This is a genomic window from Streptomyces sp. NPDC051909 (assembly GCF_040681095.1).
Classification (GTDB): Bacteria; Actinomycetota; Actinomycetes; order Streptomycetales; family Streptomycetaceae; genus Streptomyces.
Genome location: NZ_JBFAYA010000005.1, coordinates 256463 through 282779, shown reverse-complemented (window position 1 = coordinate 282779; position 26317 = coordinate 256463). Strand labels below are relative to the sequence as shown.

Genomic DNA, 26317 nt, shown 5'->3' with positions numbered 1-26317 from the left:
ACCGCAGGTGAGAGACGCGCCAGTAGCGGACTGTGAAGCTTTGGTAGCGGCGGGAAGGTTGTATCGGAGGGGGTCAAGACAGCGTAAAGAAAGGGGTGGAACAGTACCCGCGCCACCCCGTCCGCGACCCCGTTCCGCGCCCCCTTCCCCGCCGTCGGGCGAGCTGCCCGAGGCCCGTGCCCGCCCCGCCGCCGCCCCGCCTCAGCCCCGGCGCAGCAGCCGCGAGGCCCCCGCCGCGACCGTCGTCGCGAGCACCCAGCCGAGCAGGACCAGCGCCGTCGACGCCCACTGCCAGAAGCCCTCCAGGCGCCAGTAGCCCACCTGCCCCAGGTCGATCACCGGAAGCAGCAGATCCAGGGCGTACAGCGAGGCGTTCCAGTGCGGGGCCTCGCCCGGCTTCAGCGGTACGGGCTCGTGGCGGGAGAACACGAAGGCGCCCGCCGCCCACAGCACCGCCATCCACAGCGCCGCCCGCCCCGGCCGGTACCCGTAGGCCACGGTCAGGTCCTGCACCCAGCCCCACAGCTTCCCGGCCACCGGCAGCGTCTCCCGGCGCCGCCGCTGCTTGGCGAGCAGCACCTCGCGCGCGTCCGCGTCCTCCCCGCTGTTGCGCAGCACCGTGGCCAGGCGTTCGTACGGCTCCGGCGCGTACTCCGGGGTGGCCGCCGCGACCCACTCCAGGCGCCGGGCCAGCGGGAAGTGCCCGTACGGCACCAGGTTCTCGTAGACGAAACCGCCCATCGCCAGGCCGCCCGGGCCGGGCCAGCTGCTGGACAGGTCGATCAGCGTCACCACCTTCGCGCCGTTGAGCACGACCCGGCCCTCCTCGGGCCGCTCTCCGTTGAACCGCAGCTCGGGGGTGACGATCCGGCGCAGCGACAGCTCCTCGCGGCGCGAGCCGTCGAGCACGAAACGGGCGTAGTGCAGGTCGAGGGAGTCGCCGAAGCGCCCGTCGTCCAGCCGCACCCCGCCGTGGCACTCGAGCGGTTTGCGCCGGGCGCCCTGGGCCGGGGTCACCCCGTAGGGCGGGGTCGCCGTCGCGTTCCCCGAGGAGTCGTAGACCCATGCCGCGTTCAGATAGAGCGTGCGCTCCACCGTCAGCTGCGGCGCGTTCAGCGCGCGGCGCTGCTGCGCCCCGCGCAGCACACTGCCCCGCAGGCTCAGCGACACGCCGACCTTCGCGCCGCGCAGACTCAGCTCCCCGTGCGTCTCGATCAGCTCGGCCTGGAGGTCCTGGGCCACCACCATGCCGTCCGCCGTGATCGCCCGGCCGCGCCGGTCCGGCCACACCCGGATCTGGTTGATCAGCAGGTCCGTGCCGATCTGCGCGTCCGTCAGCCGGATGCCCCGCTCCACCCGGCAGCGCGGCAGATGCAGGTCGCCCGCCGTGTGCAACCGGGCCGCCTCCAGGCGGGGTATCGCGCACTCGACCATCCGCAGCGTCCCGAAGTGCGCCTCCGGCACCACCACCTCGCCGTCGAAGCGGCAGCCGTTCAGCTCCACGTACGGCCCTATCGTGCCGCCGGCCAGATTGAGCACCCCGGTGATCCGCACCCCGCGCAGCTTCAGCGCGGCGACCCGCCCGGACACCGCCGGCGGCCCGTCGAGCAGCAACAACTGCACGATCTCCGCCCGCACGCTGCGCTGCGCGCCCCACACCGTCCGCGCCGCGAACGGATCGTCCCGCCCGGCGACCCCCTCCCTCAGATCGCACATCGCGCCCACCCGGAACGCCCTCCACATGACCCGCTCGGGCCGGGTCAGGCCCTCCGGCATCCCGTCGTCCTCGCGCGGCTCGGTCACTGCCGCCCCCTCGCTTCCCACGATTCCGCTTTCCCGGATTCGTACAGCCGTTCTTCCCGCTGAGTGACGGACTGAACGCTAACGGTCAGGAGTGGCGACAAGACGCCAGTGGTGCGTATCAGACGTCAGAGGGGTTCGTATCAGCCAGTGATACGGAAGACCGGCCCTGTGGGCCGTCTGAGAGAATTGACCCGTGATCTCTCGAATCGATCTGCGCGGTGAGACCCTGCCCGAGGGTTCCGCCCTGCGCGACCTGCTGCCCCGTGCCGAGTTCGACGTGGAAGCCGCCCTGGAGAAGGTGCGGCCGATCTGCGAGGACGTCCGGCATCATGGCGCGGCCGCGGTGATCGACTACGGGGAGAAATTCGACGGCGTCCGCGTCCCGAGCCTCCGCGTGCCCGCCGAGGCGATCGCCCGCGCGCTCGACGAGCTCGATCCGGCCGTCCGCGCGGCCCTGGAGGAGTCCATCCGGCGCGCCCGCATGGTCCACCGCGAGCAGCGCCGCACCACTCACACCACCCAGGTCGTGCCGGGCGGCACGGTCACCGAGAAGTGGATCCCGGTCGACCGCGTCGGTCTGTACGTGCCGGGCGGCCGCGCCGTCTACCCGTCCTCCGTCGTGATGAACGTCGTGCCGGCCCAGGAGGCCGGCGTCGCGGGCCTGGCCGTCGCCTCGCCCCCGCAGAAGGAGTTCGGCGGCCTGCCGCACCCGACGATCCTCGCCGCCTGCGCCCTCCTCGGCGTGGACGAGGTCTACGCGGCCGGCGGCGCCCAGGCCATCGCGATGTTCGCGTACGGAACCGCCGACAGCGCCGACACCGCCGACGAGCCCGGCTGCGCCCCGGTCAACCTGGTCACCGGCCCCGGCAACATCTACGTGGCCGCCGCCAAGCGCCTCCTCAAGGGCCGCATCGGCATCGACGCCGAGGCCGGCCCCACCGAGATCGCGATCCTCGCCGACTCCACCGCCGACCCGGTGCACGTCGCCGCCGACCTGATCAGCCAGGCCGAGCACGACCCGATGGCCGCCTCCGTCCTCGTCACCGACTCCGCGGAGCTCGCCGAGGCCACCGAGGCCGAGCTGAAGACCCAGGTCGCCGCCTCCAAGCACGTCGACGACCGGATCGTGCCCGCCCTCGGCGGCCGGCAGTCCGCGATCGTCCTCGTCAGCGGCCTGGAGGACGGTCTGAAGGTCGTCGACGCCTACGGCGCCGAGCACCTGGAGATCCAGACCGCCGACGCCTCCGCCGTCGCCGACCGGGTCCGCAACGCGGGCGCGATCTTCGTCGGCCCCTGGGCGCCGGTCTCGCTCGGCGACTACTGCGCCGGCTCCAACCACGTGCTGCCCACCGGCGGCTGCGCCTGCCACTCCTCCGGCCTGTCCGTGCAGTCCTTCCTCCGTGGCGTCCACATCGTGGACTACAGCCGCGACGCCCTCGCCGAGGTCGCCCACCACGTGGTCACCCTCGCCGAGGCGGAGGACCTGCCCGCGCACGGCGCCGCGATCAAGGCGCGGTTTGGGGGTACCCCCACGGGCGAAGCCCTGTGGGGGAGGAAGGTGCCCGAGAGCAAGTGACCTCGTACGACAAGGTCGGGATCGACGACCTTCCCATCCGCGACGAGCTGAAGGGCAAGTCGCCCTACGGCGCGCCTCAGCTCGACGTCCCCGTCCAGCTGAACACCAACGAGAACCCCTACCCGCTGCCCGAGCCCCTGGTGGCGCGGATCGCGGAGCGGGTCGCCGAGGCCGCCCGCGGCCTCAACCGCTACCCCGACCGCGACGCCGTCGAGCTGCGCACCGAGCTGGCCCGCTACCTCACCCGTACGGCCGGGCACGAGGTCGCCCTCGCCAACGTGTGGGCCGCCAACGGCTCCAACGAGGTGCTCCAGCAGCTGCTCCAGACCTTCGGCGGCCCCGGCCGTACCGCGATCGGCTTCGAGCCCTCGTACTCGATGCACGCCCTGATCGCCCGCGGCACCGGCACCGGCTGGATCTCCGGTCCGCGCAACGAGGACTTCACCATCGACCTCACGGCGGCCGTCAGCGCGATCGCCGAGAACGCGCCGGACGTCGTCTTCGTCACCTCGCCGAACAACCCCACGGGCACGGCCGTCGACGCCGGGACGGTCCTCGCGCTCTACGAGGCCGCCCAGGCCGCCAGGCCCGGAGCCGGAGCCCTCGTGGTCGTGGACGAGGCGTACGTGGAGTTCAGCCACCGGGCCTCGCTGCTGCCCCTCATCGCGGGCCGTCCGAACCTGGTGATCTCCCGGACCATGTCCAAGGCCTTCGGCGCCGCCGGACTGCGCCTGGGCTATCTCGCCGCCCACCCCGCCGTGGTCGACGCCGTCCAGCTGGTGAGACTGCCGTACCACCTCTCGGCCGTCACCCAGGCCACCGCCCTCGCGGCCCTGGAGCACACCGACACCCTCCTCGGGTACGTCGAGCAGCTCAAGGCCGAGCGCGACCGCCTGGTCGCCGAGCTGCGCGCCATCGGCTACGAGGTCACCGAGTCCGACGCCAACTTCGTCCAGTTCGGGCACTTCGACGGGGCCGCCGGCTCCCACGAGGCCTGGCGGAAGATCCTCGACCGGGGCGTCCTGGTCCGGGACAACGGCGTACCGGGCTGGCTGCGGGTCACCGCCGGCACCCCCGAAGAGAACGACGCGTTCCTCGACGCGGTTCGTGAGCTGAAGAAGGAGCAGAACGCATGAGCCGCGTAGGCCGCGTTGAGCGCACCACCAAGGAGACGTCCGTCGTCGTCGAGATCGACCTCGACGGCACCGGAAAGGTCGACGTGTCGACCGGGGTCGGCTTCTACGACCACATGCTCGACCAGCTCGGCCGGCACGGTCTGTTCGACCTGACCGTGAAGACCGACGGCGATCTGCACATCGACTCGCACCACACCATCGAGGACACCGCCCTCGCCCTCGGCGCCGCCTTCAAGCAGGCCCTCGGCGACAAGGTCGGCATCTACCGCTTCGGCAACTGCACCGTCCCCCTTGACGAGTCGCTGGCGCAGGTGACGGTGGACCTTTCGGGCCGCCCCTACCTGGTGCACACCGAGCCGGAGAACATGGCGCCGATGATCGGCTCCTACGACACCACGATGACCCGGCACATCCTGGAGTCCTTCGTGGCCCAGGCGCAGATCGCGCTGCACGTGCACGTGCCGTACGGGCGCAACGCGCACCACATCGTCGAGTGCCAGTTCAAGGCGCTCGCCCGGGCCCTGCGCTACGCCTCCGAGCGCGACCCGCGCGCCGCCGGCATCCTCCCCTCGACGAAGGGCGCCCTGTAACCGTGAACGGCCTCTCCACCGTCCTCATCGTCGTCGGGCTCTTCCTGCTCGGCGGCATCTACTCCTTCGTCAAGCAGCAGATGCCCAAGGGCCTGATCGTGCTGCTCTCCATCGGTGCCGTCATGTGCATCTCGGCCGGCGTCCTGCGTCTGGACGTGTGGTCATGAGCGTGAGCAGCCCCAAGACCCCCAAGAAGGTCGTCGTCTTCGACTACGGCTTCGGCAACGTGCGCTCCGCCGAGCGCGCGCTCGCCCGGGTCGGCGCCGACGTCGAGATCACCCGCGACTACGAGAAGGCGATGAACGCGGACGGGCTCCTCGTCCCCGGCGTCGGCGCCTTCTCCGCCTGCATGAAGGGCCTCAAGGAGGCCCGCGGCGACTGGATCGTCGGCCGCCGGCTCGCCGGCGGGCGCCCCGTCATGGGCATCTGCGTCGGCATGCAGATCCTCTTCGCCCGCGGCATCGAGCACGGCGTGGAGACCGAGGGCCTCGACGAGTGGCCCGGCACGGTCGAGCCGCTGAACGCCCCCGTCGTGCCCCACATGGGCTGGAACACCGTGGACGCGCCCGCCGGCACCGAGCTGTTCGCCGGCCTGGACGCCGACGCCCGGTTCTACTTCGTGCACTCCTACGCCGTGCGCGACTGGACCCTGGAGGTCGGCAACCCCAACATGCGCGCACCCAAGGTCACCTGGGCCACCCACGGCGAGCCGTTCGTCGCCGCCGTCGAGAACGGCGCCCTGTGGGCCACCCAGTTCCACCCCGAGAAGTCCGGCGACGCCGGCGCCCAGCTCCTCACCAACTGGATCGGAACCCTGTGACCGTGTCGCCCAGCGTCCTCGAACTCCTCCCCGCCGTCGACGTCCGCGACGGCCAGGCCGTCCGCCTCGTCCACGGCGAGTCCGGCACCGAGACCTCCTACGGCTCCCCGCTGGAGGCCGCCCTCGCCTGGCAGCGCTCCGGCGCCGAGTGGCTCCACCTGGTCGACCTGGACGCCGCCTTCGGCACCGGCGACAACCGGGACCTGGTCCGCCAGGTCGCTGAGTCCATGGCGGACATGAACCTCCAGGTCGAGCTGTCCGGTGGCATCCGCGACGACGCCTCGCTCGCCGCGGCCCTCGCCACCGGCTGCACCCGGGTCAACCTCGGCACCGCCGCCCTGGAGACCCCCGAGTGGGTCGCCAAGGTCATCGCCGAGCACGGCGACAGGATCGCCGTCGGCCTGGACGTGCGCGGCACCACCCTGAAGGGCCGCGGCTGGACCCGTGACGGCGGCGACCTCTACGAGACGCTCGCCCGCCTGGACGCCGAGGGCTGCGCCCGTTACGTCGTCACCGACATCGCCAAGGACGGCACCCTGCAGGGCCCCAACCTGGAGCTCCTGAAGAACGTCTGCGCCGCCACCGACAAGCCGGTCGTCGCCTCCGGCGGCGTCTCCTCCCTGGACGACCTGCGGGCCCTGGCCGGCCTCGTCCCGCTGGGCGTCGAGGGCGCGATCGTCGGCAAGGCGCTCTACGCGAAGGCGTTCACCCTCGAAGAGGCCCTGGAGGCGGTGGCCGCCGTATGAGCGACGCGGTGAGGAAGGTCGTGACCGGCGCTCCCTGGGAGGAGCAGTTCGGCTACTCGCGCGCGGTCGAGCTGCCCAACGGCACCGTCCTGGTGGCCGGCTGCACCTCGGTCGTCGACGGCGCCATCGCCGACGGCGGCCCGTACGAGCAGACCGTCAACTCCTTCAACGTGGCCTTCGCGGCCCTCAAGCAGCTGGGTCTGGCCGCCGAGCACGTGGTGCGCACCCGGATGTACATCACCCACGCCCGGGACGTGGAGGAGGTCGGCCGCGCCCACAAGGAGCTGTTCGACACCGTCCGCCCCGCCGCGTCGATGATCATCGTCTCCGGCTTCGTCGACCCGCGTCTGGTCGTCGAGGTCGAGGTCGAGGCCTACAGGAGTGATGTGGCATGAGCCTCGCCGTACGTGTGATCCCCTGCCTGGACGTGGACAACGGCCGGGTGGTCAAGGGCGTCAACTTCCAGAACCTGCGGGACGCGGGCGACCCCGTCGAGATGGCCAAGCTGTACGACGCCGAGGGCGCCGACGAGCTGACCTTCCTCGACATCACCGCCTCCTCCGGCAACCGCGAGACCACCTACGACGTGGTGCGCCGCACCGCCGAGCAGGTCTTCATCCCGCTCACCGTGGGCGGCGGCGTGCGCTCGGCGGAGGACGTCGACAAGCTGCTGCGCGCCGGGGCCGACAAGGTGGGCGTGAACACGGCCGCCATCGCCCGCCCCGAGCTGATCCAGGAGATCGCCGAGCGCTTCGGCCGCCAGGTCCTCGTCCTGTCCGTCGACGCCCGCCGTACCCCCACCGGCTCCTTCGAGGTGACGACGCACGGCGGCCGCAAGGGCACCGGCATCGACGCCGTCGAGTGGGCGCACCGGGCCGCCGAGCTCGGCGCGGGGGAGATCCTGCTCAACTCGATGGACGCCGACGGCACCAAGGACGGATACGACACCGAGATGATCGCGGCCGTGCGCAAGCACGTGACCGTCCCGGTGATCGCCTCCGGCGGCGCCGGCAAGCTGTCCCACTTCCCGCCGGCGATCGACGCCGGCGCGGACGCGGTGCTCGCCGCCTCGGTGTTCCACTTCGGCGACCTGCGGATCTCGGAGGTCAAGCAGACGCTGAGGGAAGCGGGTCACGAGGTCCGCTGACCATGGGCGGGCCCCGGCCCGCTGCACGACGGTGGGGGTGGGACCCGGGGCGGGCCCCACCCCCACCGTCGTGAGGTCTTCGTCGTCAGCGCGGCCGTCAGCGTGCCGTCTGCGCCCTGTCGGGAGTCCTCGCCCTGCTGGTGCCCGCCCTGCGCCGCGCCGAACTGCCCGAGGGCTAGATGCCCAGCTGCTTCGCCTCGTGCAGCCGCTCCACCGCCGCCCGCTCCCCGTCCAGCTCCACCTTCGCCGCGTCCTGCCGCCCGAACAGGTACATGGTCAGCTCGCCCGGCTCCCCGGACACCGTCACCACCGGGGTGCCGCGGTGCGCCACCACCGTCTGCCCGTTCGGCCGGCGAAGCACCAGACCCACGGGCGCCTTCCGGCCCAGCAGCCGGGCCGACTTCTCCAGACGCGACCACAGCGCGTCCGCGAACACCGGGTCGAGATCGCGCGGCGACCAGTCCGGCTGCGCCCGGCGCACGTCCTCGGCGTGCACATAGAACTCCACCACGTTCGCGCCCTCGTCCACCTGCTTGATCGTGAACGGCGACATCCGCGGCGGCCCCGTACGGATGAGCTGGATCAGCTCCTCGTACGGCTTCTCGGCGAACTCCGCCTGCACCCGCTCCAGCCGGTCCTTGAGCAGCGGGACGAGCGTCCCGGCCGCGGCGTCCGGCCGGCGCTCGCGCACCACCACGTGCGCCGCCAGGTCCCGGGTCCGCCAGCCCTCGCAGAGCGTCGCCGCGTCGGGGCCGGCCGCCTCCAACAGGTCGGCGAGCAGAAGACGTTCACGCTTGGCATGGGTCGACATGGGCGCCAGCGTACGACCGCGGCCACGGCTCCGCCCAGTGGATGCCCGCCGACCGGACCCGCCGTTCCGCCCAGTGGACGTACCCCGGCCATCACCCCCGGTCACGGCACAATGGCGGCATGAGCAGCACGCCCCGGACCCCCAGCGGCCTCGACCCCGCCATCGCCGCCCGCCTCAAGCGCAGCGCCGACGGGCTCGTCCCCGCCATCGCCCAGCAGCACGACACCGGCGAGGTGCTGATGCTCGGCTGGATGGACGACGAGGCGCTGCACCGCACCCTCACCACCGGCCGCGCCACCTACTGGTCCCGCAGCCGCCAGGAGTACTGGGTCAAGGGCGACACCTCCGGGCACGTCCAGCACGTCAAGGCCGTCGCCCTCGACTGCGACGCCGACACGCTCCTCGTGAAGGTCGACCAGGTCGGCGCCGCCTGCCACACCGGCACCCGCACCTGCTTCGACACCGACGTGCTCCTCGCGGCCGAGTAGGGTCTGGCGCCATGGATCTCGAGACCTTCCGCAAGCTGGCGGCCGACCGCCGCGTCATCCCCGTCAGCCGCCGGCTCCTCGCGGACGGGGACACCCCGGTCGGGCTCTACCGCAAGCTCGCCGCCGAACGCCCCGGCACCTTCCTCCTCGAATCCGCGGAGAACGGCCGCAGCTGGTCCCGCTACTCCTTCATCGGCGTCCGCAGCGACGCCACGCTGACGGTGAAGGACGGCGAGGCACACTGGCTCGGCGCCCCGCCCGTCGGCGTCCCCGTCGACGGCGACCCGCTCGCCGCCCTGCGCGCCACCGTCGCGACCCTGCACACGCCCCGGGACCTGGCCTCCGGCATGCCGCCGTTCACCGGCGGCATGGTCGGCTACCTCGGCTACGACATCGTGCGCCGCCTGGAGCGGATCGGCGAGCACGGCCGCGACGACCTCAGGCTGCCCGAGCTCACCATGCTGCTCACCAGCGACCTCGCCGTCCTCGACCACTGGGACGGCACGGTGCTCCTGATCGCCAACGCGATCAACCACAACGACCTGGAGACCGGCGTCGACGAGGCGTACGCGGGGGCCGTCGCCCGGCTCGACGCGATGGAGGCCGACCTGGCCCGCCCCGTCGCGTCCATCCCGGCCGCCCTGCCCGAGTCCGCGCTGCCCGAGTACACGGCCCTGTGGGGCGGCCCCGCCTACCAGGACGCCGTCGAGGACGTCAAGGAGCGCATCCGGGCCGGAGAGGCCTTCCAGGTCGTCCCCTCGCAGCGCTTCGAGACCCCCTGCACCGCCTCCGCGCTCGACGTCTACCGGGTCCTGCGGGCCACCAACCCGTCCCCGTACATGTACCTCTTCCGCTTCGAGAACGGCTTCGACGTCGTCGGCTCCTCGCCCGAGGCCCTGGTCAAGGTCGAGGACGGGCGCGCGATGGTCCACCCCATCGCCGGCACCCGGCCCCGCGGTGCCACCCCGCAGGAGGACCACGACCTCGCCGAGGAGCTGCTCGCCGACCCCAAGGAGCGCGCCGAGCACCTGATGCTCGTCGACCTCGGGCGCAACGACCTCGGCCGGGTCTGCGAACCGGGCTCCGTCGAGGTGGTCGACTTCATGTCGGTCGAGCGCTACTCGCACGTCATGCACATCGTCTCCACCGTCACCGGCAAGGTCGCCGAGGGCCGCACCGCCTTCGACGTCCTCACCGCCTGCTTCCCGGCCGGCACCCTCTCCGGGGCACCCAAGCCGCGCGCCATGCAGATCATCGAGGAGCTCGAGCCGTCCCGGCGCGGCCTCTACGGCGGCTGCGTCGGCTACCTCGACTTCGCCGGCGACTCCGACACGGCCATCGCCATCCGTACCGCGCTGCTCCGCGACGGCACGGCGTACGTGCAGGCCGGAGCCGGTGTCGTCGCCGACTCCGACCCGGTCGCCGAGGACGACGAGTGCCGCAACAAGGCCGCCGCCGTCCTGCGGGCGGTCCACACCGCCAACCGGATGACGGCCGGGTGACACCCCGGCTGACACCCGGGGTGAACTTCCTCGGGTGATCGCCAGGTGGGCAGGTTCACACGACCGGATGAACGAACGGCCAGCCGGTAGGGGATAGTGGGGTATGTGAGTGCTGTACCCGTACCCCAGCCCCGAGCCGCCCGACCGGGCGGCGCCGCCTCCTCCGGCGCCCGCCGCAGCCTGGCCGCGGCCCTGCTGCTCGGCGCCCTCGGAGCCACCGTCGTACTGCTCTCCGCCGGCCAGATCTGGGCCGAGGGCACCGCGGCCGTGGGCGGCGGAACCGTCCCCGTCGAGGCCGACGGCGGCACCGTCACCGGCGTCCCGACCGCGCTCGCGATCGTCGGCCTCGCCGCCCTCGTCGCCGTCTTCGCGGTCCGCCGCACCGGCCGCACCATGGTCGCCGCGCTGCTCGCCCTGAGCGGCGCCGGCGCGGCCCTCGCCGCCGTCCTCGGCGCCTCCGACAGCGCGGCCCTGGACGCCGAGGCCGCCCGGATCACCGGCAACACGGCCGCCGCGGTCGGCAGCCTCAGCCACACCGTCTGGCCGTACGTCACGGCCGCCGGCGCCGTCCTCATCCTGGCCGCCGGGCTCTTCGCGCTGCGCTTCGGCAAGGCCTGGCCCGCCATGGGCGGCCGCTACGAGCGTTCCGGCGCACCCCGCGCCGCCCGCCGCCCGGCCACCCCGGCCACCGTCGACCCGGACCGCCCCGAGGACCTCTGGAAGGCCCTCGACCGCGGCGAGGACCCCACCCACGGAGCCTGACCAGGCCCCGCCGGATGCGACGCGTGATCGTTCGGGCACCCCGATTCATCGTCGCGCGCCCATGTGCGGAACAATGAGGCGTCACCACCGAGCAACATCGACGAGGAGCAACTCATGGCGGGCAGCGCCCACGGACACACCCCGGCCGCCTGGACCGGTGTCATCATCTCCTTCATCGGCTTCTGCGCCGCCGGCGTCTTCATGGTGGCGGCGAACGCGCCCGGATTCTGGGCGAGCATCGGTGTCATCTTCCTCGGCGGTGTCGTCGGCCTCGCGATGAAGGGCGCCGGCCTGGGCAAGCCGAAGGAATCGGCCGACGTCGTGGCCGCCCGCGATGCCGCCACCCGGACCGCCCTCGGCAAGGCCTGACCGGCCGCCGCCGCACCACGGTTCACCCCGAAGGCGCAGTCCCGCGACGCGGGGCTGCGCCTTCGCGCCGTACGGGTGAGAATCACCGGGTGGATCCGAACCCGACCCCGACCCCGACGGCGGCAGCCGTGAGCGAGTCGTACTCCAGCCAGGCGCACGGGCCCTCGGGTCCGTACGGGGCCTACGCGGCGTACGGGCCCGCCGGGCCGCCCCCGCCGCCCCGGCCGCTCGCCCGGCGCCTGCTGGCCCCGCTCGGCGCCCTCGCGGGGGTCGCCGCGGCCTTCGCGTACGTCGGCACCGTCGACCCCAACGAACCCGGGCACTACCCCGTCTGCCCGCTGCTCCGCTTCGCCGGCCTCTACTGCCCCGGCTGCGGCGGACTGCGCAGCGCCCACGCCGTCGTCCACGGCGACCTCGGCGCCGCCCTCGGCGCCAACGCGCTCGCCGTCATCGGCTACGGGATCTTCGGAGTGGTGATGGCCGTCTGGCTGGTTCGCGCCGTCCGTGGCATCCCCATGCGGCTCGCGATCTCCCCGGCCTGGTGGTGGGGCATCGGAGCCGTACTCACCCTGTTCACTCTGGTGCGGAACCTGCCGTTCGGGGCCGCGCTCGCACCCTGAGGGCCCGCCGGGCACCCCCTCGAAGTCCCAGCAGATGGGACGCGTCGTCGACCGATGCGGGTCAGCGGCCCACCTGCGGATACCATCGACGTGGCTGAACGTTGTTCATCGAAGTTCATCGAGTCCCGGAAGGGGGCCTCTCGCGTGAGTGTGCTCGACGAGATCATCGAGGGCGTGCGCGCCGACCTCGCGGAGCGGCAGGCGCGGGTCTCCCTCGACGAGCTCAAGGAGCGCGCCGCAAAGGCGCCGCAGGCCAAGGACGGCGTCGCCGCACTACGCGGGGACGGCGTCAAGGTGATCTGCGAGGTCAAGCGCTCCAGCCCGTCCAAGGGCGCGCTCGCCGCCATCGCCGACCCGGCCGGTCTCGCCGCCGACTACGAGGCGGGCGGCGCCGCCGTCATCTCCGTCCTCACCGAACAGCGCCGCTTCGGCGGCTCGCTGGCCGACCTGGAGGCCGTGCGCGCCCGCGTCGACATCCCGGTCCTGCGCAAGGACTTCATCGTCACCGCGTACCAGCTCTGGGAGGCCCGGGCCTACGGCGCGGACCTCGCACTGCTCATCGTCGCCGCCCTCGAGCAGGAGGCCCTGGTCTCCCTCATCGAGCGCGCCGAGTCCATCGGCCTCACGCCGCTGGTCGAGGTCCACGACGAGGACGAGGTCGAGCGGGCCGTCGACGCCGGCGCCCGCATCATCGGCGTCAACGCGCGCAACCTCAAGACCCTCAAGGTCGACCGGTCCACCTTCGAGCGCGTCGCGCCCGAGATCCCGGCCGGCATCGTCAAGGTCGCCGAGTCCGGCGTCCGCGGCCCGCACGACCTGATCGCGTACGCCAACGCCGGCGCCGACGCGGTCCTGGTCGGCGAGTCCCTGGTCACCGGCCGCGACCCGAAGGCCGCCGTCGCCGACCTGGTCGCCGCCGGAGCCCACCCGGCCCTGCGCCACGGGCGGGGCTGACCCCGGCATGACCGTCCGCTTCCGCCACGACACGCCGCACGTCCCGGGCCGCATCGCCCGGGGCGCCGTCGACGTGCACGCGGACGGAAGCGACCGTCGCCACGCCCCGCTCGCCCGCGGCTGCCGCCCCCGCGGCTGCCGCGCCCCCGCCCGGCGCGTCCACGGCCGCCGGGTCCGCTACGTGATCGGCGACGAGCCGGGCCAGGTCAACGGCATGCGATGGCGCCCGCGCCGAGCGCGCGTCTCCTGACGTCGCCGTAGCCCGCAGAGCGGGCTGCGCGCCCGCGCCTGCGCCGCCGGCTGTGCCTAGCCGTTCCTGCCGGGCCGCGCTGTCCCGTTGTGGGCATTCGTCCCGCAGGGCGGGACGGGTGGGCACACGGGACGGCGCCCGTGCGGGCGCGTTCCGCACCTGGGCCTGGACCCGCACCACGAATGCGGCGCCCTATGGGTGGCCGTTCAGGCGCGGAAGCCTAGGCCCGGCAGGGGGCGCCGTCCGTTGTGCCCACCCTCCCCCTAAGGCTTCGCCCTGGGGGGACCCCCACGCCCCTGCGGAACGTATGCCCACAACGGAGCGGCGAGGCGCAGCCCGCAAGGGCGAACCGCCCCGCGGGCGAAGGCGCAACGGAGCGGCCCGCACCGCCCCGCTGCCGGACGTCAGCGACTCGCGCGCAATACCGTGACCACCGACAAACACGTGATCCCGGGGCACCCGCCCCGCGAGGAGCAACCGCATGTCCAGCGAGTTCTTCATTCCCGACCCGGAGGGTCAGATCCCGTCCCCCGAGGGCTACTTCGGCGCCTACGGCGGCAAGTTCATCCCCGAGGCCCTCGTCGCCGCCGTCGACGAGGTCGCCGTCGAGTACGAGAAGGCCAAGCACGACCCCGAGTTCGCCCGCGAGCTCAACGAGCTGATGGTCCACTACACGGGCCGCCCCAGCGCCCTCACCGAGGTGCCGCGGTTCGCCGAGCACGCCGGCGGCGCCCGCGTGTTCCTGAAGCGCGAGGACCTCAACCACACCGGCTCGCACAAGATCAACAACGTGCTCGGGCAGGCCCTGCTCACCAAGCGCATGGGCAAGACCCGCGTCATCGCGGAGACCGGCGCCGGCCAGCACGGTGTCGCCACCGCCACCGCGTGCGCGCTGTTCGGTCTCGACTGCACCATCTACATGGGTGAGGTCGACACCCAGCGCCAGGCCCTCAACGTCGCCCGGATGCGCATGCTCGGCGCCCAGGTCGTGGCCGTGAAGTCCGGCAGCCGCACCCTCAAGGACGCCATCAACGAGGCGTTCCGCGACTGGGTCGCCAACGTGGACCGCACCCACTACCTCTTCGGCACGGTCGCCGGCCCGCACCCCTTCCCCGCCATGGTCCGCGACTTCCACCGGGTCATCGGCGTCGAGGCCCGCCGGCAGATCCTGGAGCAGGCCGGACGCCTCCCGGACGCGGCCGTCGCCTGCGTCGGCGGCGGATCGAACGCCATCGGCCTCTTCCACGCGTTCATCCCCGACGCCTCCGTCCGTCTGGTCGGCTGCGAGCCGGCCGGCCACGGTGTGGAGACCGGTGAGCACGCGGCGACCCTCACCGCCGGCGAGCCCGGCATCCTGCACGGCTCGCGCTCCTACGTCCTCCAGGACGAGGAGGGCCAGATCACCGAGCCGTACTCGATCTCGGCGGGCCTCGACTACCCCGGCATCGGCCCCGAGCACGCCTACCTCAAGGACAGCGGCCGCGGCGAGTACCGGGCCGTCACCGACGACGCCGCCATGCAGGCACTGCGTCTGCTGTCCCGTACCGAGGGCATCATCCCGGCCATCGAGTCGGCGCACGCCCTCGCCGGGGCCCTGGAGGTCGGCAAGGAGCTCGGCCCCGAGGGGCTGATCGTCGTCAACCTCTCCGGGCGCGGCGACAAGGACATGGATACCGCCGCTCGCTATTTCGGGCTGTACGACACCGACGCCGAGGTGGCCGCCGACGCCGCCGACACCGCCGAGATCGAGGGGGACGCGAAGTGACCGGCAACATCCAGCTCCTGAGCGACACCCTCGCCAAGGCGAAGGCCGAGAACCGGGCCGCGCTCATCGCGTACCTCCCGGCCGGCTTCCCGACCGTGGACGGCGGCATCGCCGCCGTCAAGGCGGCCTTCGACGGCGGCGCGGACGTCGTCGAGGTCGGCCTGCCGCACAGCGACCCGGTGCTCGACGGACCGGTCATCCAGACCGCCGACGACATCGCGCTGCGCGGCGGCCTGAAGATCGCCGACGTGATGCGCACGGTCGAGGAGACGTACGAGGCCACCGGCAAGCCGGTCCTCGTGATGACCTACTGGAACCCGATCGACCGCTACGGCGTCGAGCGCTTCACCTCGGAGCTCGCCGCGGCCGGCGGCGCGGGCTGCATCCTGCCCGACCTGCCGGTCCAGGAATCCGCCCTGTGGAGGGAGCACGCCGGGAAGCACGGTCTCGCCACCGTCTTCGTCGTCGCCCCCAGCAGCAAGGACGAGCGCCTGGCCACCATCACCGCGGCCGGCTCCGGCTTCGTCTACGCCGCCTCCCTCATGGGCGTCACCGGCACCCGCGAGTCGGTCGGCGAACAGGCCGCCGAACTGGTCCGCCGCACCCGGGCCACGTCCGACCTGCCGGTCTGCGTCGGCCTCGGCGTCTCCAACGCCACCCAGGCCGAGGAGGTCGCCGGCTTCGCCGACGGCGTCATCGTCGGCTCCGCCTTCGTCAAGCGGATCCTCGACGCGGACGGCGACGAGACCGCCGCGCTCGGCGCCGTAAGGGAACTGGCGGCCGAACTCGCGGAGGGCGTCCGCCGCAGGAGGTAACCCATACGGGTGGATTCGTGACCGGGGAGGCACGCCCGTGCCTCCCCGGTTCGTTCTCGTGGGCGTGAGCGAGAAGAACCGTGACGGTAATCGGAGCGCGCGGGAGCGCCTTCAGCAGCAGCGCGAGCGCGACAAGGCCCGGGAGAAGCAGCGGCGCGTCCTCATCGTGTCGGCGGCGGTGGTCGGCGTCCTCGGCCTGGCCGCGGTCGTCGGTGTGATCGCCGCCAACAGCGGCGGCAAGGGCAGCTCCGACAAGGCCGGCCCCGTCGTCGACCCGGCCGGGGCGATCGCCGGCGACAAGCCCGCCATCCCGACGGGCAAGCCGGACGCCCCGTCCACCCTCCAGATCTGGGAGGACTTCCGCTGCCCCGCGTGCGCCCAGTTCGAGACCTACTTCCGGGACACGATCCACGAGCTGGAGGCCTCCGGCGCGCTCAAGGCCGAGTACCACCTCGCCACCCTCATCGACGGCAACCTCGGCGGCAGCGGCTCGCTGCGCGCCGCGAACGCCGCGGCCTGCGCCCAGGACGCCGGGAAGTTCACGGCGTACCACGACGTGCTGTACACCAACCAGCCGCAGGAGACCGACGACGCCTACGCCGAGAACGGCAAGCTGATCGAGCTCGCCGGGAAGGTCCCCGGGCTCGACACGCCCGCCTTCCGCAGCTGCGTCGAGGACGGCACGCACGACGGCTGGGTGAAGAAGTCGAACGACGCCTTCAAGAAGAGCGAGTTCAACGGCACCCCGTCCGTGCTGCTCAACGGAGAATCGATCTTCCCGCAGAAGGGCAGCGAGCAGATCTCCCCGGACAACCTGAAGAAGTGGGTGGCCGAGGCCAACAAGGGCAAGCAGCCGGGCACCGCGTCCCCCGCCGCCGGCTCCCCGACGGGCCGCTGACCTCCTCCGGGTTCCCCGAGCGGGTTCCCCCGGGTGGTCGCGGTTCCCTCAGGTAGTTACGGAGAAGTTGCCGGGCTGGCTGCCGTACGGCCCGCCCGGCAGGGTAGCGTCGGACCTGCCATGGACCTTGCCTACATTCCCAGCCCGTCGACCGGCGTGATCCACCTCGGACCGATCCCGCTGCGCGGCTATGCCTTCTGCATCATCATCGGTGTCTTCGTCGCCGTCTGGCTCGGCAACAAGCGCTGGATCGCCCGGGGCGGCACCGCCGGTACGGTGGCCGACATCGCCGTCTGGGCGGTGCCCTTCGGCCTCGTCGGCGGCCGCCTCTACCACGTGATCACCGACTACCAGCTGTACTTCAGCGAGGGTGAGAACTGGGTCGACGCCTTCAAGATCTGGGAGGGCGGCCTCGGTATCTGGGGCGCCATCGCGCTCGGTGCCGTCGGCGCCTGGATCGGCTGCCGCCGCCGCGGCATCCCGCTCCCGGCGTACGCGGACGCCATCGCGCCCGGCATCGCCCTCGCCCAGGCCGTCGGCCGCTGGGGCAACTGGTTCAACCAGGAGCTGTACGGCAAGTCGACCGACCTGCCCTGGGCGCTGAAGATCACCGAGGGCCCCAACCGCGAGGCCGGCCTCTACCACCCGACCTTCCTCTACGAGTCGCTGTGGTGCGTCGGCGTCGCGCTCCTGGTCATCTGGGCCGACCGCCGCTTCAAGCTGGGCCACGGCCGCGCGTTCGCGCTGTACGTCGCCGCCTACTGCGCCGGCCGCGTCTGGACCGAGTACCTGCGCGTCGACGAGGCGCACCACATCCTCGGCCTGCGGCTCAACGTGTGGACCGCGATCATCGTCTTCCTGCTCGCCGTCGTCTACATGGTGATCTCGGCGAAGGTCCGCCCGGGCCGCGAGGAGATCGTGGAGCCGAAGAGGGGCGAGAAGGAGCCCAAGGACGGCGACACCGCGGAGAAGACCGCCGAGGACGCCGAGGCCGAGGAGGAGGCGCCCGTCGAGGACGCGCCGCCCGCCGACGAGGACCGGGCCGAGGACCGGGTCGGGGAGAAGCACAAGGACGGCGCCGGGAACGGAGCCGGGGCCGGCGGGCGCTGACCCGTACGGCACAGGCCGATCACGGCACAGGACATGGCGGAGGGCCGCCGGGACCACAGGGTTCCGGCGGCCCTCCGCCGTTGTGCACGCGGCGGTGTCAGGAGCGGCGGGCGGCGAGGGCGAGGACGCGGCGGGCCCGGGTCACCACGGCCGCGTCGACGAACCGGCCGTCCGGCAGCGCGAGGGCGCCCTCCTGGGCCTCGGCGGCCTTGACCACCTCCTCGGCGGCGGCGATCTCGTCGGGTGTGGGGAGATAGGCCCGCTCGATCACCGGGAGCTGGCGGGGGTGGATCGCGGTGCGCCCCAGGAAGCCGAGGGCGCGGCCCCGGGCGCAGCTCGCGGCGAGCGCGTCGAGGTCGCGGACGTCGGGGTGGACGGACTGGGCGGGCGGCGGCAGGGCGGCGGCGCGGGCGGCGACCACGATCCGGCTGCGCGGCCAGTCGAGCCCGCGGTCCTCCCGTACACCCAGGTCGGCGGCGAGGTCGGCCTCGCCGAGGGCGATGCCGTGGACCGAGGGGTGGGCGGCCGCGATGGCGTGGGCGTGCTCGACCGCGAGCGCGTTCTCCAGCAGGGGGTAGAGCGGGAGGCCCGCGGCGATCTCGGCGATCCGGGCGATGTCAGTGGGGTGTGTCACCTTGGGAACACGGAGAGCGACGAGTCCGGGGAGGGAGACCAGGGATGGGATGTCGCGGGGTGCGTGCACGCGGACGTGGACCGGTACGGGCTGGGGGTCGGCGAGCAGTTCGCGGGTGGCCGCGAGGGCGTAGGCCCGGCGGTCCGGGGCCACCGCGTCCTCCAGGTCGACGATGACGACGTCGGCGCCGGAGGCCAGGGCCTTGCCGACCACGTCGGGGCGGTCGCCGGGGGCGTAGAGCCAGGTGAGCGGGACGGGCCGGGTGGCCGGCCGGGTGACGGGCCGGTCGGGGGTCATACGGCTCCTTCGGCGCGCAGGGTGGCGATCTCGTCGGGGGTGAGGCCGAGCTCGGAGAGGAGGGTGTGGGTGTCGGCGCCGTGCGGGCGGCCGGTCCAGCGGATCGCGCCGGGGGTGTCGGAGAGCCGGAAGAGCACGTTCTGCATCCGGATCGGGCCGAGTTCGGGGTCCGGGACCTCGGTGACGGTGCCGAGGGCCTGGAACTGGGGGTCGTCGAGGACGTCGCGGACGTCGTAGACGGGCGCGATGGCGGCCTCCGCCTTCTCGAAGGCGGCCATGGCCTCGTCGCGGGTGTGGCGGGCGATCCAGGAGCCGACCGCCTCGTCGAGGACGTCGGCGTGCGCGGCCCGGCCGGTGCCGGTGCCGAACCAGGGTTCGTCGATCAGCTCCGGACGGCCGACCAGGCGCAGTACGCGTTCGGCGATCGACTGGGCTGAGGTGGAGACGGCGACCCAGGAGCCGTCGGAGGTCTTGTAGGTGTTGCGCGGGGCGTTGTTGCGGGAGCGGTTGCCGGTGCGCGGCTGGACGTAGCCGAGCTGGTCGTACCAGAGGGGGTGGGGTCCGATGACGGAGAGCATCGGTTCGATGATGGCCATGTCGACGACCTGGCCGTGGCCGGTGGTGTGTCTGGCGGTGAGCGCGGTCATCACGGCGTACGCGGTGGCGAGGGCGGCGATCGAGTCGGCGAGGCCGAAGGGCGGCAGGGTCGGCGGTCCGTCCGGCTCGCCGGTGATGGCGGCGAAGCCGCTCATGGCCTCGGCGAGGGTGCCGAAGCCGGGCCGGTGGGCGTACGGGCCGAACTGGCCGAAGCCGGTGACCCGGGCGAGCACCAGGCGCGGGTTGACCGTGGACAGCTCCTCCCAGCCGAGGCCCCAGCGTTCCAGGGTGCCGGGTCGGAAGTTCTCCACGATCACGTCGGCGTCGGCGGCGAGCCGGAGCAGGGTGTCGCGGCCGCCGGGGGTGGACAGGTCGAGGGTCATGGTCCGCTTGTTGCGGCCGAGGACCTTCCACCACAGGCCGACGCCGTCCTTGGCGGGGCCGTGGCCGCGTGAGGGGTCGGGCTTGCGGGGGTGCTCGATCTTGACGACGTCGGCCCCGAAGTCGCCGAGCATCATCGCGGCGAGCGGGCCCGCGAAGAGGGTGGCGAGGTCGAGGACGCGCAGTCCGTGGAGGGGCGGCCGGGGCGTGTCCGTGGCGGCGGGGCTCGGGGCGGCGGTCATGCGAGGGCCGCCTCGATCGCGGCGCGGTACGGCATCGAGGTGGACGCGCCCTCGTGCTGCACCGAGAGCGCGGCGGCCGCCGACGCCCAGGCGAGGGCCTCCGGCATCGGGCGCCCCTCGGTGAGGGCCACGGCCAGGACCCCGGCGAAGGTGTCGCCGGCGGCCGTGGTGTCCACGGCCCGGACGCGGGGCGCGGGCACGGTCCGCGGCTCGGCGCCGCGGACGGCGTGGAGGCAGCCGGCCGCGCCGAGTGTGACGACCACCTCGGGCACCTGGTCGAGGAGGGCGCGGGCGGCGGCGGCCGGCTCGGTCTCGCCGGTGAGGGCGGCGGCCTCGTGCTCGTTCGGCACCAACAGGTCGGTGTTGGCGAGGAGTTCCGGCGGAAGGGGCTGGACGGGGGAGGGGGTGAGGATGGTGCGGACGCCGCGCTCGCGGGCGGCCCGCGCACCCTCGACGACCACGGAGAGGGGGAGTTCGAGCTGGAGGAGCAGGGCGTCGGCGGTGCCGATCAGGGCCTCGTCGCCGTGGTCGAGGGAGGTGACGGTGCCGTTGGCGCCGGGGACGACGACGATCGCATTGCCGCCCTCGTCGTCGACGACGATATGGGCGGTGCCGGAGGCGCCCTCGACGGTGCGGAGCAGGTCGGTGTCGACACCGCTGTGTTCGAGCGCGGCCCGCATCCGGACGCCGAAGTCGTCGGCGCCGACCGCGCCGATCATCGACACCTCGGCGCCGGCCCGGGCGGCGGCGACGGCCTGGTTGGCGCCCTTGCCGCCGGGCACGGTGCGGAACTCGCGGCCGGTGACGGTCTCGCCGCGGGCGGGGGCCTTGGCCACATAGGCCACGAGGTCCATGTTCGTGCTGCCGAGCACGACGATGCTGCTGGTCATGGGCGTACTGCCTCCGAGTGCGTCAGTGCGGCCAGGGTGTCGAAGCCGATGCCGTCGAAGGACGGCACCGAGGTCGAGAGCCGGTTCTTGAGAGGGGAGGTCCAGGATTCGGGAAGGCGGTCGGGGTGTCCGGCGAGCAGTCCCGCGACCGAGCCGGCGGTGGCGCCGTTGGAGTCGGTGTCCCAGCCGCCGGAGACGGCCGCGCCGATGGAGCGGGTGAAGTCGCCGTCGGCGTGGGTGAGCGCGGCGGCGAGCAGGGCGGCGTTGGGGACGGCATGGACCCAGTGATACCCGCCGAGTGCGGAGTGGAGCCGGTCCACGACGGTGTCGAAGTCCCGCTGCGTACGGGCGGCCTCGATACCGGACCGTACGGCGCGGGCGAGCCGTGACTCCGGGGGCACGACGGCCAGTCCGGCGGCGAGGGAGGTGTGCACGTCGGCGTTCCCGCTCGCGGCGGTGGCGATGGCCGCGGCGACGAACATCGCGCCGTACACGCCGTTGCCGGTGTGGGTGAGCACGGCGTCCCGGTGGGCCTGGCGGGCGGCGCCGGCCGGGTCGCCGGGGTGGGTCCAGCCGTGCACGTCGGCGCGGATCTGCGCGCCGATCCACTCGCGGAAGGGGTTGCGCAGGGCGGCGGTGTGCGGGGGTTCGACGCCGTCGAGGAGGTTGCGGTAGGCGATCCGCTCGGCGGTGAAGGTGCGCCCGGCGGGCAGTTCGTCCAGCCAGAGGCGGGCGACGTCGGCGGTGCTGAAGCCGCGGCCGTGGCGCCGGAGGAGGAGCAGATTGAGGAGGGGGTAGTTGAGGTCGTCGTCCTCGGGCATCCCGTCGATGTTCTCGGCGAGGGAGGTGGCGGCGGAGCGCCGGTTCCACGGGTGGGCGGCGAGGAGTTCCGCCGGGACGCCGCGGGCCGTGAACCAGTCGCGGAGCGGCCAGTTGCCGGTGGCACGGGCGAGGGCGCGGATGGCGGGGAGGGGCAGCTTCTCCACGGGCTTGCCGAGCAGGCAGCCGGCGGCGCGGCCGAGCCAGGCGGCGTGCAGCCGGTCGAGGAGGGCCCCGCCCCCGTCTCCCCGGTGCCGCGGCGCCTGGTGCGCGGAGGCCGGATCGGCGGGGCGCGACGGCCAGTCGGGACAGGCGGCGACGATCGCGTCGAGGGCGGTGGGTTCCACCGGGGCGAGCGGAGAGGGGAGTTCGGCCAGGGCGTCGAGGATGCTTTCGGCCAGGGGGCGGAGGTCCGGGCGGGGGGTGGGGGAGGCGCCGGCGGACGGCGGGGCGGGGTGGCCGCCGGCGGCGTACCAGCGGGCGGCGAGCTCCCTGGCGTCGCGGCCGTCCTCCGCCGCCTGGCGCAGCTCGTGGCCCACCAGGTCCTCGGGCTGGACCCAGGTGAGGCGGAGCGGGGCGGGGCGGAGCGGACGGGCGGGCGTTCCGGTGGCGCGGCCGTCTTCCGGGGCCCGGTGGAGTTCGCGGCCGACGGGGTCCTCGGGCTGGACCCGGGGCAGGTGGACGGGGGCGGCGGATGCGCCCGGGGCGCTCGTCATCGCGCCGCGCCCGTCAGGGTCGCGTACGCCGACTCGTGGGCCCGGCGGCGGGCCGTGTCGCGGGCGAAGACCTCGTGGGCCACGGCGGTCAGCGCGGCGGCCGGGGCGTGCAGGTCGAGCCGGCTGGCCTCGGCGACCCGCTTGGCCCACTCGGCGGGGACGGCGGACTCGCCGTGCAGGGCCCCGGCGAGGGCCCCGGCCATGGTGGCGATGGAGTCGCAGTCGCGGCCGTAGTTGACGGCGCCGAGGACGGTACGGCGGTAGTCGCCGTCGCCGACGAGGAGCATGCCGAGGGCGACGGGGAGTTCCTCGACGGCGTGGGTCCGGGAGGGGCGGCGGGCGTCCAGGGAGGGGGCGCGGTAGTCGGGGCCGACGGAGTCGAAGGGGGCGACGGCCCGGCGCAGCGGGGCGAGCGCGGTCTCGAAGTCGCGGTGTGCTTCGCCGACTTCGGCGACCGCCTCGATGGCCGCGCGGGTGCCGTCCTTGGCGAGCGCGAGCGCCGTGTCGACGACCGAACGCGGGGTCGCGCCGGGTGCGCAGGCGGCGGCGACGGCGGCGGCGAAGACACCGGCGGCCTCGCGTCCGTACGAGGACTGGTGGGCGCCGGCGATGTCCAGGGCCTCGGCGTAGGCGGCCGCCGGGTGGGCGGCGTTGACCAGGCCGACCGGGGCCATGTACATCGCGGCTCCGCAGTTGACGATGTTTCCGGTGCCGGCCTCGCGCGGGTCGGCGTGCCCGTAGTGGAGCCGGGCGACGATCCACTTCTCGGCGAGGAAGACCCGCTGGAGGGGCAGTGCCTCCGCCTCCAGTTCGGGGATCCAGACCGGGCGGCCGATGAGTTCGGGGACCAGGTGCTCGGCGACCGCGTAGGCGTCGAGGTGGTCGCGGACCTTCTCGTACACCCTGATCAGGGCGTGGGTCATCAGGGTGTCGTCGGTGACGTGCCCGTCGCCCTTGTGGTACGGCGCGATGGGGCGGGCGGTGCGCCAGTCCGCGCCGTTCCAGGGGCCGACGACGCCGGTGACGCGGCCGCCGTGGCGCTGCAGGATCTGTTCGGGGGTGTAGCCCTCGACGGGGCCGCCGAGGGCGTCGCCCACGGCGGCCCCGAGGAGGCTGCCGGTGATGCGGTCATCCAGAGTGGGGTGAGTTTGAGGTGTCATGCCGGAATTGTCCACCCGGGGTGGTCGGTTCCGTGGCTGCGAGGAGACCGGCGAGTTCGACCAGGTCGGTGCCCGCCAGGCGGGGCAGGGCGCAGCCGGCGAGGGTGCGGCAGACCGCCCGCCAGGTCGCCGGCACCGAACCCCCGCCGCCCAGTGCCCCGGTGAGCGCGCCCGCCAGTGCCGGGGCCGAGTCCGCGACCCGGGACAGACAGACGGCGGCCGGTACGGCGGCGGTCATGTCGCCGCGTGCGGCGAGCGCGAGGGCGAGGGCGACCGGAACGGTCTCGGCGGCGGCGATGCCGTAGCTGTAGACGTGGTCGACGATCTGGTGCTCCAGGAGCGGGACGAGCTCGAAGGCGGTGGTGGCGGCGCGGGCCAGCTGGACGGCGTGGCGGGCGTTGCGGCCGATCTCCGTCGCGGGCGGCAGCTGCGCGAGCGCCGCTTCCACCGCCTCCTCGGCCGACGCTCCGCCGAGCGCCGCCGCGACCGCCGCCGCCATGGCCCGGGCGCCGTGCACGCCGTCGCCGTCCTGCGTGTACCGCGCGTCGAACTCGGCGAGAGCGGCCGCCGCCTGGGGATCCCCGGGGTGTACGAGGGCGAGGACGGCGGCGCGGACGCAGGCGGCGTCGTCGAAGTAGTGCGGGTTGTCGTGCCCGGTCGCGGGCGGTCGCAGCCCGGTCGCCAGGTTCCCGAGCCCGGCCCGCACCGAGATCCGCGCCCGCAGCGGCAGTACGGCGGACTCGACCTCGGGCGCGCGGGCGGCCGCGGCGGCGACCTGGCTCGCGAGCGCGTTCCACGCGAGGTCGACGGCCGCCCGCAGCCGCCGCTCGGGCGGGAGCGTCCGGAACAGCGGCCCCGTCGCCGCGAGCAGCGCCTCGGCCGTGAACACCGCCCACTCGGCGTCGTCCGAGGGCCCGAGGCGGAGGGGCTCGGGCGGCTGGTTCAGGGCGATCGGTACGGGCAGCGTCGTCGTCGCGTTCTCCTCGGCGAACGTGTCCAGCTCCCGGGTGAGCCGCCGCGTCCACTCCGGCATCCGCGCCGCCCGATGCCGCGCCGCCGGCCACCCCGCCGCGTCCCCCGCGGCCATCCCGAGCAGCACCCCCTCGATCCCCGCCCGCCGCCCCCCGGACCGTGTCCGCGTCCCGAGCACCGGCGCGCGACGGCCGCGGGCGGTTCGCCGGCCGGCGGCCGCGGGCGCCGGTGCGCCGCCGTCCGGACCCGGGCCCGGGCGGGCACTCGTCTCCGCGCCGCTCTCCGGGTGCGGCGAGGTCCATTCCTCGCCGCCCCTGGTCGGTGTCGCCGTGGTCGTCAGGTCTGCGCTCATCAGGCTTCTCCCTCCGGGGTGAGCAGGTCGGCGATGTCGAGGACGTGGTAGCCGCGCATGGAGGGGAGGCAGGAGCCGGCGACCGGGGGGATGGCGGAGCCCCACTCGTCCGGGATCGCGGCGGCGCCGCCCAGCGCGCCGGCCAGGGCGCCGGCGACGGCGGCGGTGGTGTCGGCGTCGCGGCCCATGTTGACGGCGGTGAGGACCGAGGTGCGGAAGTCGCCGCGGGCCGCCGCGAAGGCGCCGAAGGCGAGGGCGACGGCCTCGGGGGCGAGGTCGGTCCAGGGGTAGCCGCCGATGACGACCGCCGAGCGGACCGCGCGCTCGCGGGTCAGCGGGTCCGGCTCGACCCGCTGCGCCGCCACCACCGCGCGGCGCATCGAGCGGGCGGTCCAGGAGTCCATCGGGACCACCGAGAGGGCGGCCGCGATGACGGAGGTGACCGTCGCGCCGTCCATCGCCGCCGCGACGCCCGCCGCCACCGCCTGGCCGCCGTAGATGCCCTCGCCCTCGTGGCTGACGCTGCCGTCGATGGCGACGAGCCGCGCCGCCTCCGCCGGGCGGCCCGCCGCGAACACCCCGAAGGGCGCCGCCCGCATCGCGAGGCCGTCGCTCCAGGCGTGCCGGTGCTGGGCCGAGATGGGTGCGGCGAGGCCCCGGCGCAGGTTCTCCAGGGTGCCGCGCTCCGAGAAGCCCGCGCCCCGGAACGGGCCCTCGTCGAGGTCGGCGATCCAGTGGTGCCAGGCCCGTTCGACATGGGCGACGGTCAGGGCGGAGCCGTGCCGGGCGAGCAACAGGCCCGAGAAGATCGCGTACTCGGTGTCGTCGGTGCCGGCCGGCCGCTCCGCCACGAAGCCCTCGATCCGGCCCCAGCGGCGGCGGATCTCCGAGGGGCGCAGGTTCTCGGCGGGGGCGCCGAGCGCGTCGCCCACCGCGAGGCCGAGCAGTGCCCCCCGCGCCCGTTCCCGCACCCCGCCCGCCGTGCTCGCCGCCCCCGCCGTGACCGCCACGTCGCCCGTCATGCCGTACCCCTTCCGTACTCCCTCCCATCTCTGCCACGTGAGGGTCCCGACCCTTCACGGAAACGTTTCTGTC

Annotated in this window: 28 protein-coding genes; 19 read left to right on the top strand and 9 right to left on the bottom strand. The window is 73.8% G+C overall.

Going from position 1 to position 26317, the window contains the following annotated elements:
- Positions 1–201: 201 nt before the first annotated feature.
- Complete coding sequence (locus AB0M18_RS10750) at positions 202–1803, bottom strand: oxidoreductase (protein ID WP_365756490.1); 1602 nt, start codon at positions 1801–1803, stop codon at positions 202–204.
- Between the two features lie 193 nt (positions 1804–1996).
- On the opposite strand from AB0M18_RS10750, the gene hisD reads away from it, so the two are divergent.
- From hisD to hisF, 8 genes are read left to right on the top strand one after another with little or no spacing between them, the layout of a single operon-like run.
- The gene (gene hisD / locus AB0M18_RS10745; RefSeq protein WP_365756489.1) at positions 1997–3379 is read left to right on the top strand and encodes a histidinol dehydrogenase; all 1383 of its coding nucleotides are present in this window, start codon (positions 1997–1999) and stop codon (positions 3377–3379) included.
- A complete protein-coding gene (locus AB0M18_RS10740; protein WP_365756488.1) occupies positions 3376–4515 on the top strand; it encodes a histidinol-phosphate transaminase in 1140 nt (379 codons plus the stop codon). The genes hisD and AB0M18_RS10740 overlap by 4 nt, the downstream gene beginning before the upstream one ends.
- Entirely contained in the window at positions 4512–5105 is a 594-nt protein-coding gene (gene hisB, locus AB0M18_RS10735) for an imidazoleglycerol-phosphate dehydratase HisB (RefSeq protein WP_030492957.1), read from the top strand. Before AB0M18_RS10740 ends, hisB begins: the two co-directional genes overlap by 4 nt.
- 2 nt (positions 5106–5107) lie before the next feature.
- Positions 5108–5272: a hypothetical protein gene (locus AB0M18_RS10730; protein WP_365756487.1), complete on the top strand. Its 165-nt coding sequence runs from the start codon at positions 5108–5110 to the stop codon at positions 5270–5272.
- The gene (hisH, locus tag AB0M18_RS10725; RefSeq protein WP_365756486.1) at positions 5269–5925 is read left to right on the top strand and encodes an imidazole glycerol phosphate synthase subunit HisH; all 657 of its coding nucleotides are present in this window, start codon (positions 5269–5271) and stop codon (positions 5923–5925) included. Before AB0M18_RS10730 ends, hisH begins: the two co-directional genes overlap by 4 nt.
- A 2-nt stretch (positions 5926–5927) precedes the next feature.
- Positions 5928–6671 carry a bifunctional 1-(5-phosphoribosyl)-5-((5-phosphoribosylamino)methylideneamino)imidazole-4-carboxamide isomerase/phosphoribosylanthranilate isomerase PriA gene (priA, locus tag AB0M18_RS10720; protein WP_365756485.1) on the top strand — a complete coding sequence of 248 codons (744 nt, stop codon included), beginning with the start codon at positions 5928–5930 and terminating at the stop codon, positions 6669–6671.
- Complete coding sequence (locus AB0M18_RS10715; protein WP_365756484.1) at positions 6668–7066, top strand: RidA family protein; 399 nt, start codon at positions 6668–6670, stop codon at positions 7064–7066. Before priA ends, AB0M18_RS10715 begins: the two co-directional genes overlap by 4 nt.
- On the top strand, positions 7063–7818 hold the full coding sequence (gene hisF, locus AB0M18_RS10710; RefSeq protein WP_265861602.1) for an imidazole glycerol phosphate synthase subunit HisF: 756 nt from the start codon (positions 7063–7065) through the stop codon (positions 7816–7818). Before AB0M18_RS10715 ends, hisF begins: the two co-directional genes overlap by 4 nt.
- Before the next feature lie 175 nt (positions 7819–7993).
- Here hisF and AB0M18_RS10705 read toward each other — a convergent pair whose 3' ends face one another.
- Positions 7994–8629 carry a TIGR03085 family metal-binding protein gene (locus AB0M18_RS10705; protein WP_365756483.1) on the bottom strand — a complete coding sequence of 212 codons (636 nt, stop codon included), beginning with the start codon at positions 8627–8629 and terminating at the stop codon, positions 7994–7996.
- Between the two features lie 119 nt (positions 8630–8748).
- Here AB0M18_RS10705 and hisI point away from each other — a divergent pair, with 119 nt between their 5' ends.
- From hisI to lgt, 11 genes are all read left to right on the top strand, one after another.
- Positions 8749–9117, top strand: a complete 369-nt coding sequence (gene hisI, locus AB0M18_RS10700; protein ID WP_365756482.1) for a phosphoribosyl-AMP cyclohydrolase — start codon at positions 8749–8751, stop codon at positions 9115–9117.
- An 11-nt stretch (positions 9118–9128) separates the two neighbouring features.
- Entirely contained in the window at positions 9129–10619 is a 1491-nt protein-coding gene (locus tag AB0M18_RS10695) for an anthranilate synthase component I (protein WP_365756481.1), read from the top strand.
- 96 nt (positions 10620–10715) lie between these two features.
- Positions 10716–11381, top strand: a complete 666-nt coding sequence (locus tag AB0M18_RS10690; protein WP_365756480.1) for a TIGR02234 family membrane protein — start codon at positions 10716–10718, stop codon at positions 11379–11381.
- A gap of 114 nt (positions 11382–11495) precedes the next feature.
- Positions 11496–11750: an HGxxPAAW family protein gene (locus tag AB0M18_RS10685; RefSeq protein ID WP_365756479.1), complete on the top strand. Its 255-nt coding sequence runs from the start codon at positions 11496–11498 to the stop codon at positions 11748–11750.
- Positions 11751–11989: 239 nt separating this feature from the next.
- Positions 11990–12370: a DUF2752 domain-containing protein gene (locus AB0M18_RS10680; protein WP_365756582.1), complete on the top strand. Its 381-nt coding sequence runs from the start codon at positions 11990–11992 to the stop codon at positions 12368–12370.
- A 144-nt stretch (positions 12371–12514) separates the two neighbouring features.
- A complete protein-coding gene (gene trpC / locus AB0M18_RS10675) occupies positions 12515–13324 on the top strand; it encodes an indole-3-glycerol phosphate synthase TrpC (protein ID WP_365756478.1) in 810 nt (269 codons plus the stop codon).
- A gap of 7 nt (positions 13325–13331) precedes the next feature.
- Positions 13332–13574: a tryptophan synthase subunit(beta) gene (locus tag AB0M18_RS10670; protein WP_365756477.1), complete on the top strand. Its 243-nt coding sequence runs from the start codon at positions 13332–13334 to the stop codon at positions 13572–13574.
- A 481-nt stretch (positions 13575–14055) separates the two neighbouring features.
- On the top strand, positions 14056–15339 hold the full coding sequence (gene trpB, locus AB0M18_RS10665; RefSeq protein WP_365756476.1) for a tryptophan synthase subunit beta: 1284 nt from the start codon (positions 14056–14058) through the stop codon (positions 15337–15339).
- Positions 15336–16154: a tryptophan synthase subunit alpha gene (trpA, locus tag AB0M18_RS10660; protein WP_365756475.1), complete on the top strand. Its 819-nt coding sequence runs from the start codon at positions 15336–15338 to the stop codon at positions 16152–16154. Before trpB ends, trpA begins: the two co-directional genes overlap by 4 nt.
- A gap of 64 nt (positions 16155–16218) precedes the next feature.
- Positions 16219–17052: a thioredoxin domain-containing protein gene (locus AB0M18_RS10655; RefSeq protein WP_365756474.1), complete on the top strand. Its 834-nt coding sequence runs from the start codon at positions 16219–16221 to the stop codon at positions 17050–17052.
- Positions 17053–17172: 120 nt separating this feature from the next.
- On the top strand, positions 17173–18162 hold the full coding sequence (gene lgt / locus AB0M18_RS10650; protein WP_365756473.1) for a prolipoprotein diacylglyceryl transferase: 990 nt from the start codon (positions 17173–17175) through the stop codon (positions 18160–18162).
- Positions 18163–18259: 97 nt separating this feature from the next.
- On the opposite strand, the gene AB0M18_RS10645 is transcribed toward lgt, so the two are convergent.
- The 7 genes from AB0M18_RS10645 to AB0M18_RS10615 are packed head-to-tail and all read right to left on the bottom strand — an operon-like array spanning position 18260 to position 26244.
- Positions 18260–19093, bottom strand: a complete 834-nt coding sequence (locus AB0M18_RS10645; RefSeq protein ID WP_365756472.1) for an aldolase/citrate lyase family protein — start codon at positions 19091–19093, stop codon at positions 18260–18262.
- Positions 19090–20313: a CoA transferase gene (locus AB0M18_RS10640; RefSeq protein WP_365756471.1), complete on the bottom strand. Its 1224-nt coding sequence runs from the start codon at positions 20311–20313 to the stop codon at positions 19090–19092. Before AB0M18_RS10640 ends, AB0M18_RS10645 begins: the two co-directional genes overlap by 4 nt.
- Positions 20310–21203: a ribokinase gene (gene rbsK, locus AB0M18_RS10635; RefSeq protein WP_365756470.1), complete on the bottom strand. Its 894-nt coding sequence runs from the start codon at positions 21201–21203 to the stop codon at positions 20310–20312. The genes AB0M18_RS10640 and rbsK overlap by 4 nt, the downstream gene beginning before the upstream one ends.
- Entirely contained in the window at positions 21200–22738 is a 1539-nt protein-coding gene (locus tag AB0M18_RS10630) for an ADP-ribosylglycohydrolase family protein (protein ID WP_365756469.1), read from the bottom strand. Before AB0M18_RS10630 ends, rbsK begins: the two co-directional genes overlap by 4 nt.
- Positions 22735–23898: an ADP-ribosylglycohydrolase family protein gene (locus tag AB0M18_RS10625; RefSeq protein WP_365756468.1), complete on the bottom strand. Its 1164-nt coding sequence runs from the start codon at positions 23896–23898 to the stop codon at positions 22735–22737. The genes AB0M18_RS10630 and AB0M18_RS10625 overlap by 4 nt, the downstream gene beginning before the upstream one ends.
- Positions 23867–25222, bottom strand: a complete 1356-nt coding sequence (locus tag AB0M18_RS10620; protein ID WP_365756467.1) for an ADP-ribosylglycohydrolase family protein — start codon at positions 25220–25222, stop codon at positions 23867–23869. The genes AB0M18_RS10625 and AB0M18_RS10620 overlap by 32 nt, the downstream gene beginning before the upstream one ends.
- Entirely contained in the window at positions 25222–26244 is a 1023-nt protein-coding gene (locus tag AB0M18_RS10615; RefSeq protein WP_365756466.1) for an ADP-ribosylglycohydrolase family protein, read from the bottom strand. The genes AB0M18_RS10620 and AB0M18_RS10615 overlap by 1 nt, the downstream gene beginning before the upstream one ends.
- Between the last annotated feature and the right edge of the window lie 73 nt (positions 26245–26317).

What these genes read in the sequence shown, in the direction of transcription:
- hisI (WP_365756482.1), top strand. Translation starts at nt 8,749, where the DNA reads ATGAGCAGCACGCCCCGGACCCCCAGCGGCCTCGACCCCGCCATCGCC.
- AB0M18_RS10705 (WP_365756483.1), bottom strand. Translation starts at nt 8,629, where the DNA reads ATGTCGACCCATGCCAAGCGTGAACGTCTTCTGCTCGCCGACCTGTTG.
- AB0M18_RS10645 (WP_365756472.1), bottom strand. Translation starts at nt 19,093, where the DNA reads ATGACCCCCGACCGGCCCGTCACCCGGCCGGCCACCCGGCCCGTCCCG.
- hisB (WP_030492957.1), top strand. Translation starts at nt 4,512, where the DNA reads ATGAGCCGCGTAGGCCGCGTTGAGCGCACCACCAAGGAGACGTCCGTC.
- AB0M18_RS10615 (WP_365756466.1), bottom strand. Translation starts at nt 26,244, where the DNA reads ATGACGGGCGACGTGGCGGTCACGGCGGGGGCGGCGAGCACGGCGGGC.
- AB0M18_RS10620 (WP_365756467.1), bottom strand. Translation starts at nt 25,222, where the DNA reads ATGAGCGCAGACCTGACGACCACGGCGACACCGACCAGGGGCGGCGAG.
- lgt (WP_365756473.1), top strand. Translation starts at nt 17,173, where the DNA reads ATGGACCTTGCCTACATTCCCAGCCCGTCGACCGGCGTGATCCACCTC.
- AB0M18_RS10685 (WP_365756479.1), top strand. Translation starts at nt 11,496, where the DNA reads ATGGCGGGCAGCGCCCACGGACACACCCCGGCCGCCTGGACCGGTGTC.
- AB0M18_RS10695 (WP_365756481.1), top strand. Translation starts at nt 9,129, where the DNA reads ATGGATCTCGAGACCTTCCGCAAGCTGGCGGCCGACCGCCGCGTCATC.
- rbsK (WP_365756470.1), bottom strand. Translation starts at nt 21,203, where the DNA reads ATGACCAGCAGCATCGTCGTGCTCGGCAGCACGAACATGGACCTCGTG.
- AB0M18_RS10640 (WP_365756471.1), bottom strand. Translation starts at nt 20,313, where the DNA reads ATGACCGCCGCCCCGAGCCCCGCCGCCACGGACACGCCCCGGCCGCCC.
- AB0M18_RS10625 (WP_365756468.1), bottom strand. Translation starts at nt 23,898, where the DNA reads ATGACACCTCAAACTCACCCCACTCTGGATGACCGCATCACCGGCAGC.
- AB0M18_RS10715 (WP_365756484.1), top strand. Translation starts at nt 6,668, where the DNA reads ATGAGCGACGCGGTGAGGAAGGTCGTGACCGGCGCTCCCTGGGAGGAG.
- AB0M18_RS10670 (WP_365756477.1), top strand. Translation starts at nt 13,332, where the DNA reads ATGACCGTCCGCTTCCGCCACGACACGCCGCACGTCCCGGGCCGCATC.
- hisH (WP_365756486.1), top strand. Translation starts at nt 5,269, where the DNA reads ATGAGCGTGAGCAGCCCCAAGACCCCCAAGAAGGTCGTCGTCTTCGAC.
- AB0M18_RS10630 (WP_365756469.1), bottom strand. Translation starts at nt 22,738, where the DNA reads ATGACGAGCGCCCCGGGCGCATCCGCCGCCCCCGTCCACCTGCCCCGG.
- hisF (WP_265861602.1), top strand. Translation starts at nt 7,063, where the DNA reads ATGAGCCTCGCCGTACGTGTGATCCCCTGCCTGGACGTGGACAACGGC.
- trpB (WP_365756476.1), top strand. Translation starts at nt 14,056, where the DNA reads ATGTCCAGCGAGTTCTTCATTCCCGACCCGGAGGGTCAGATCCCGTCC.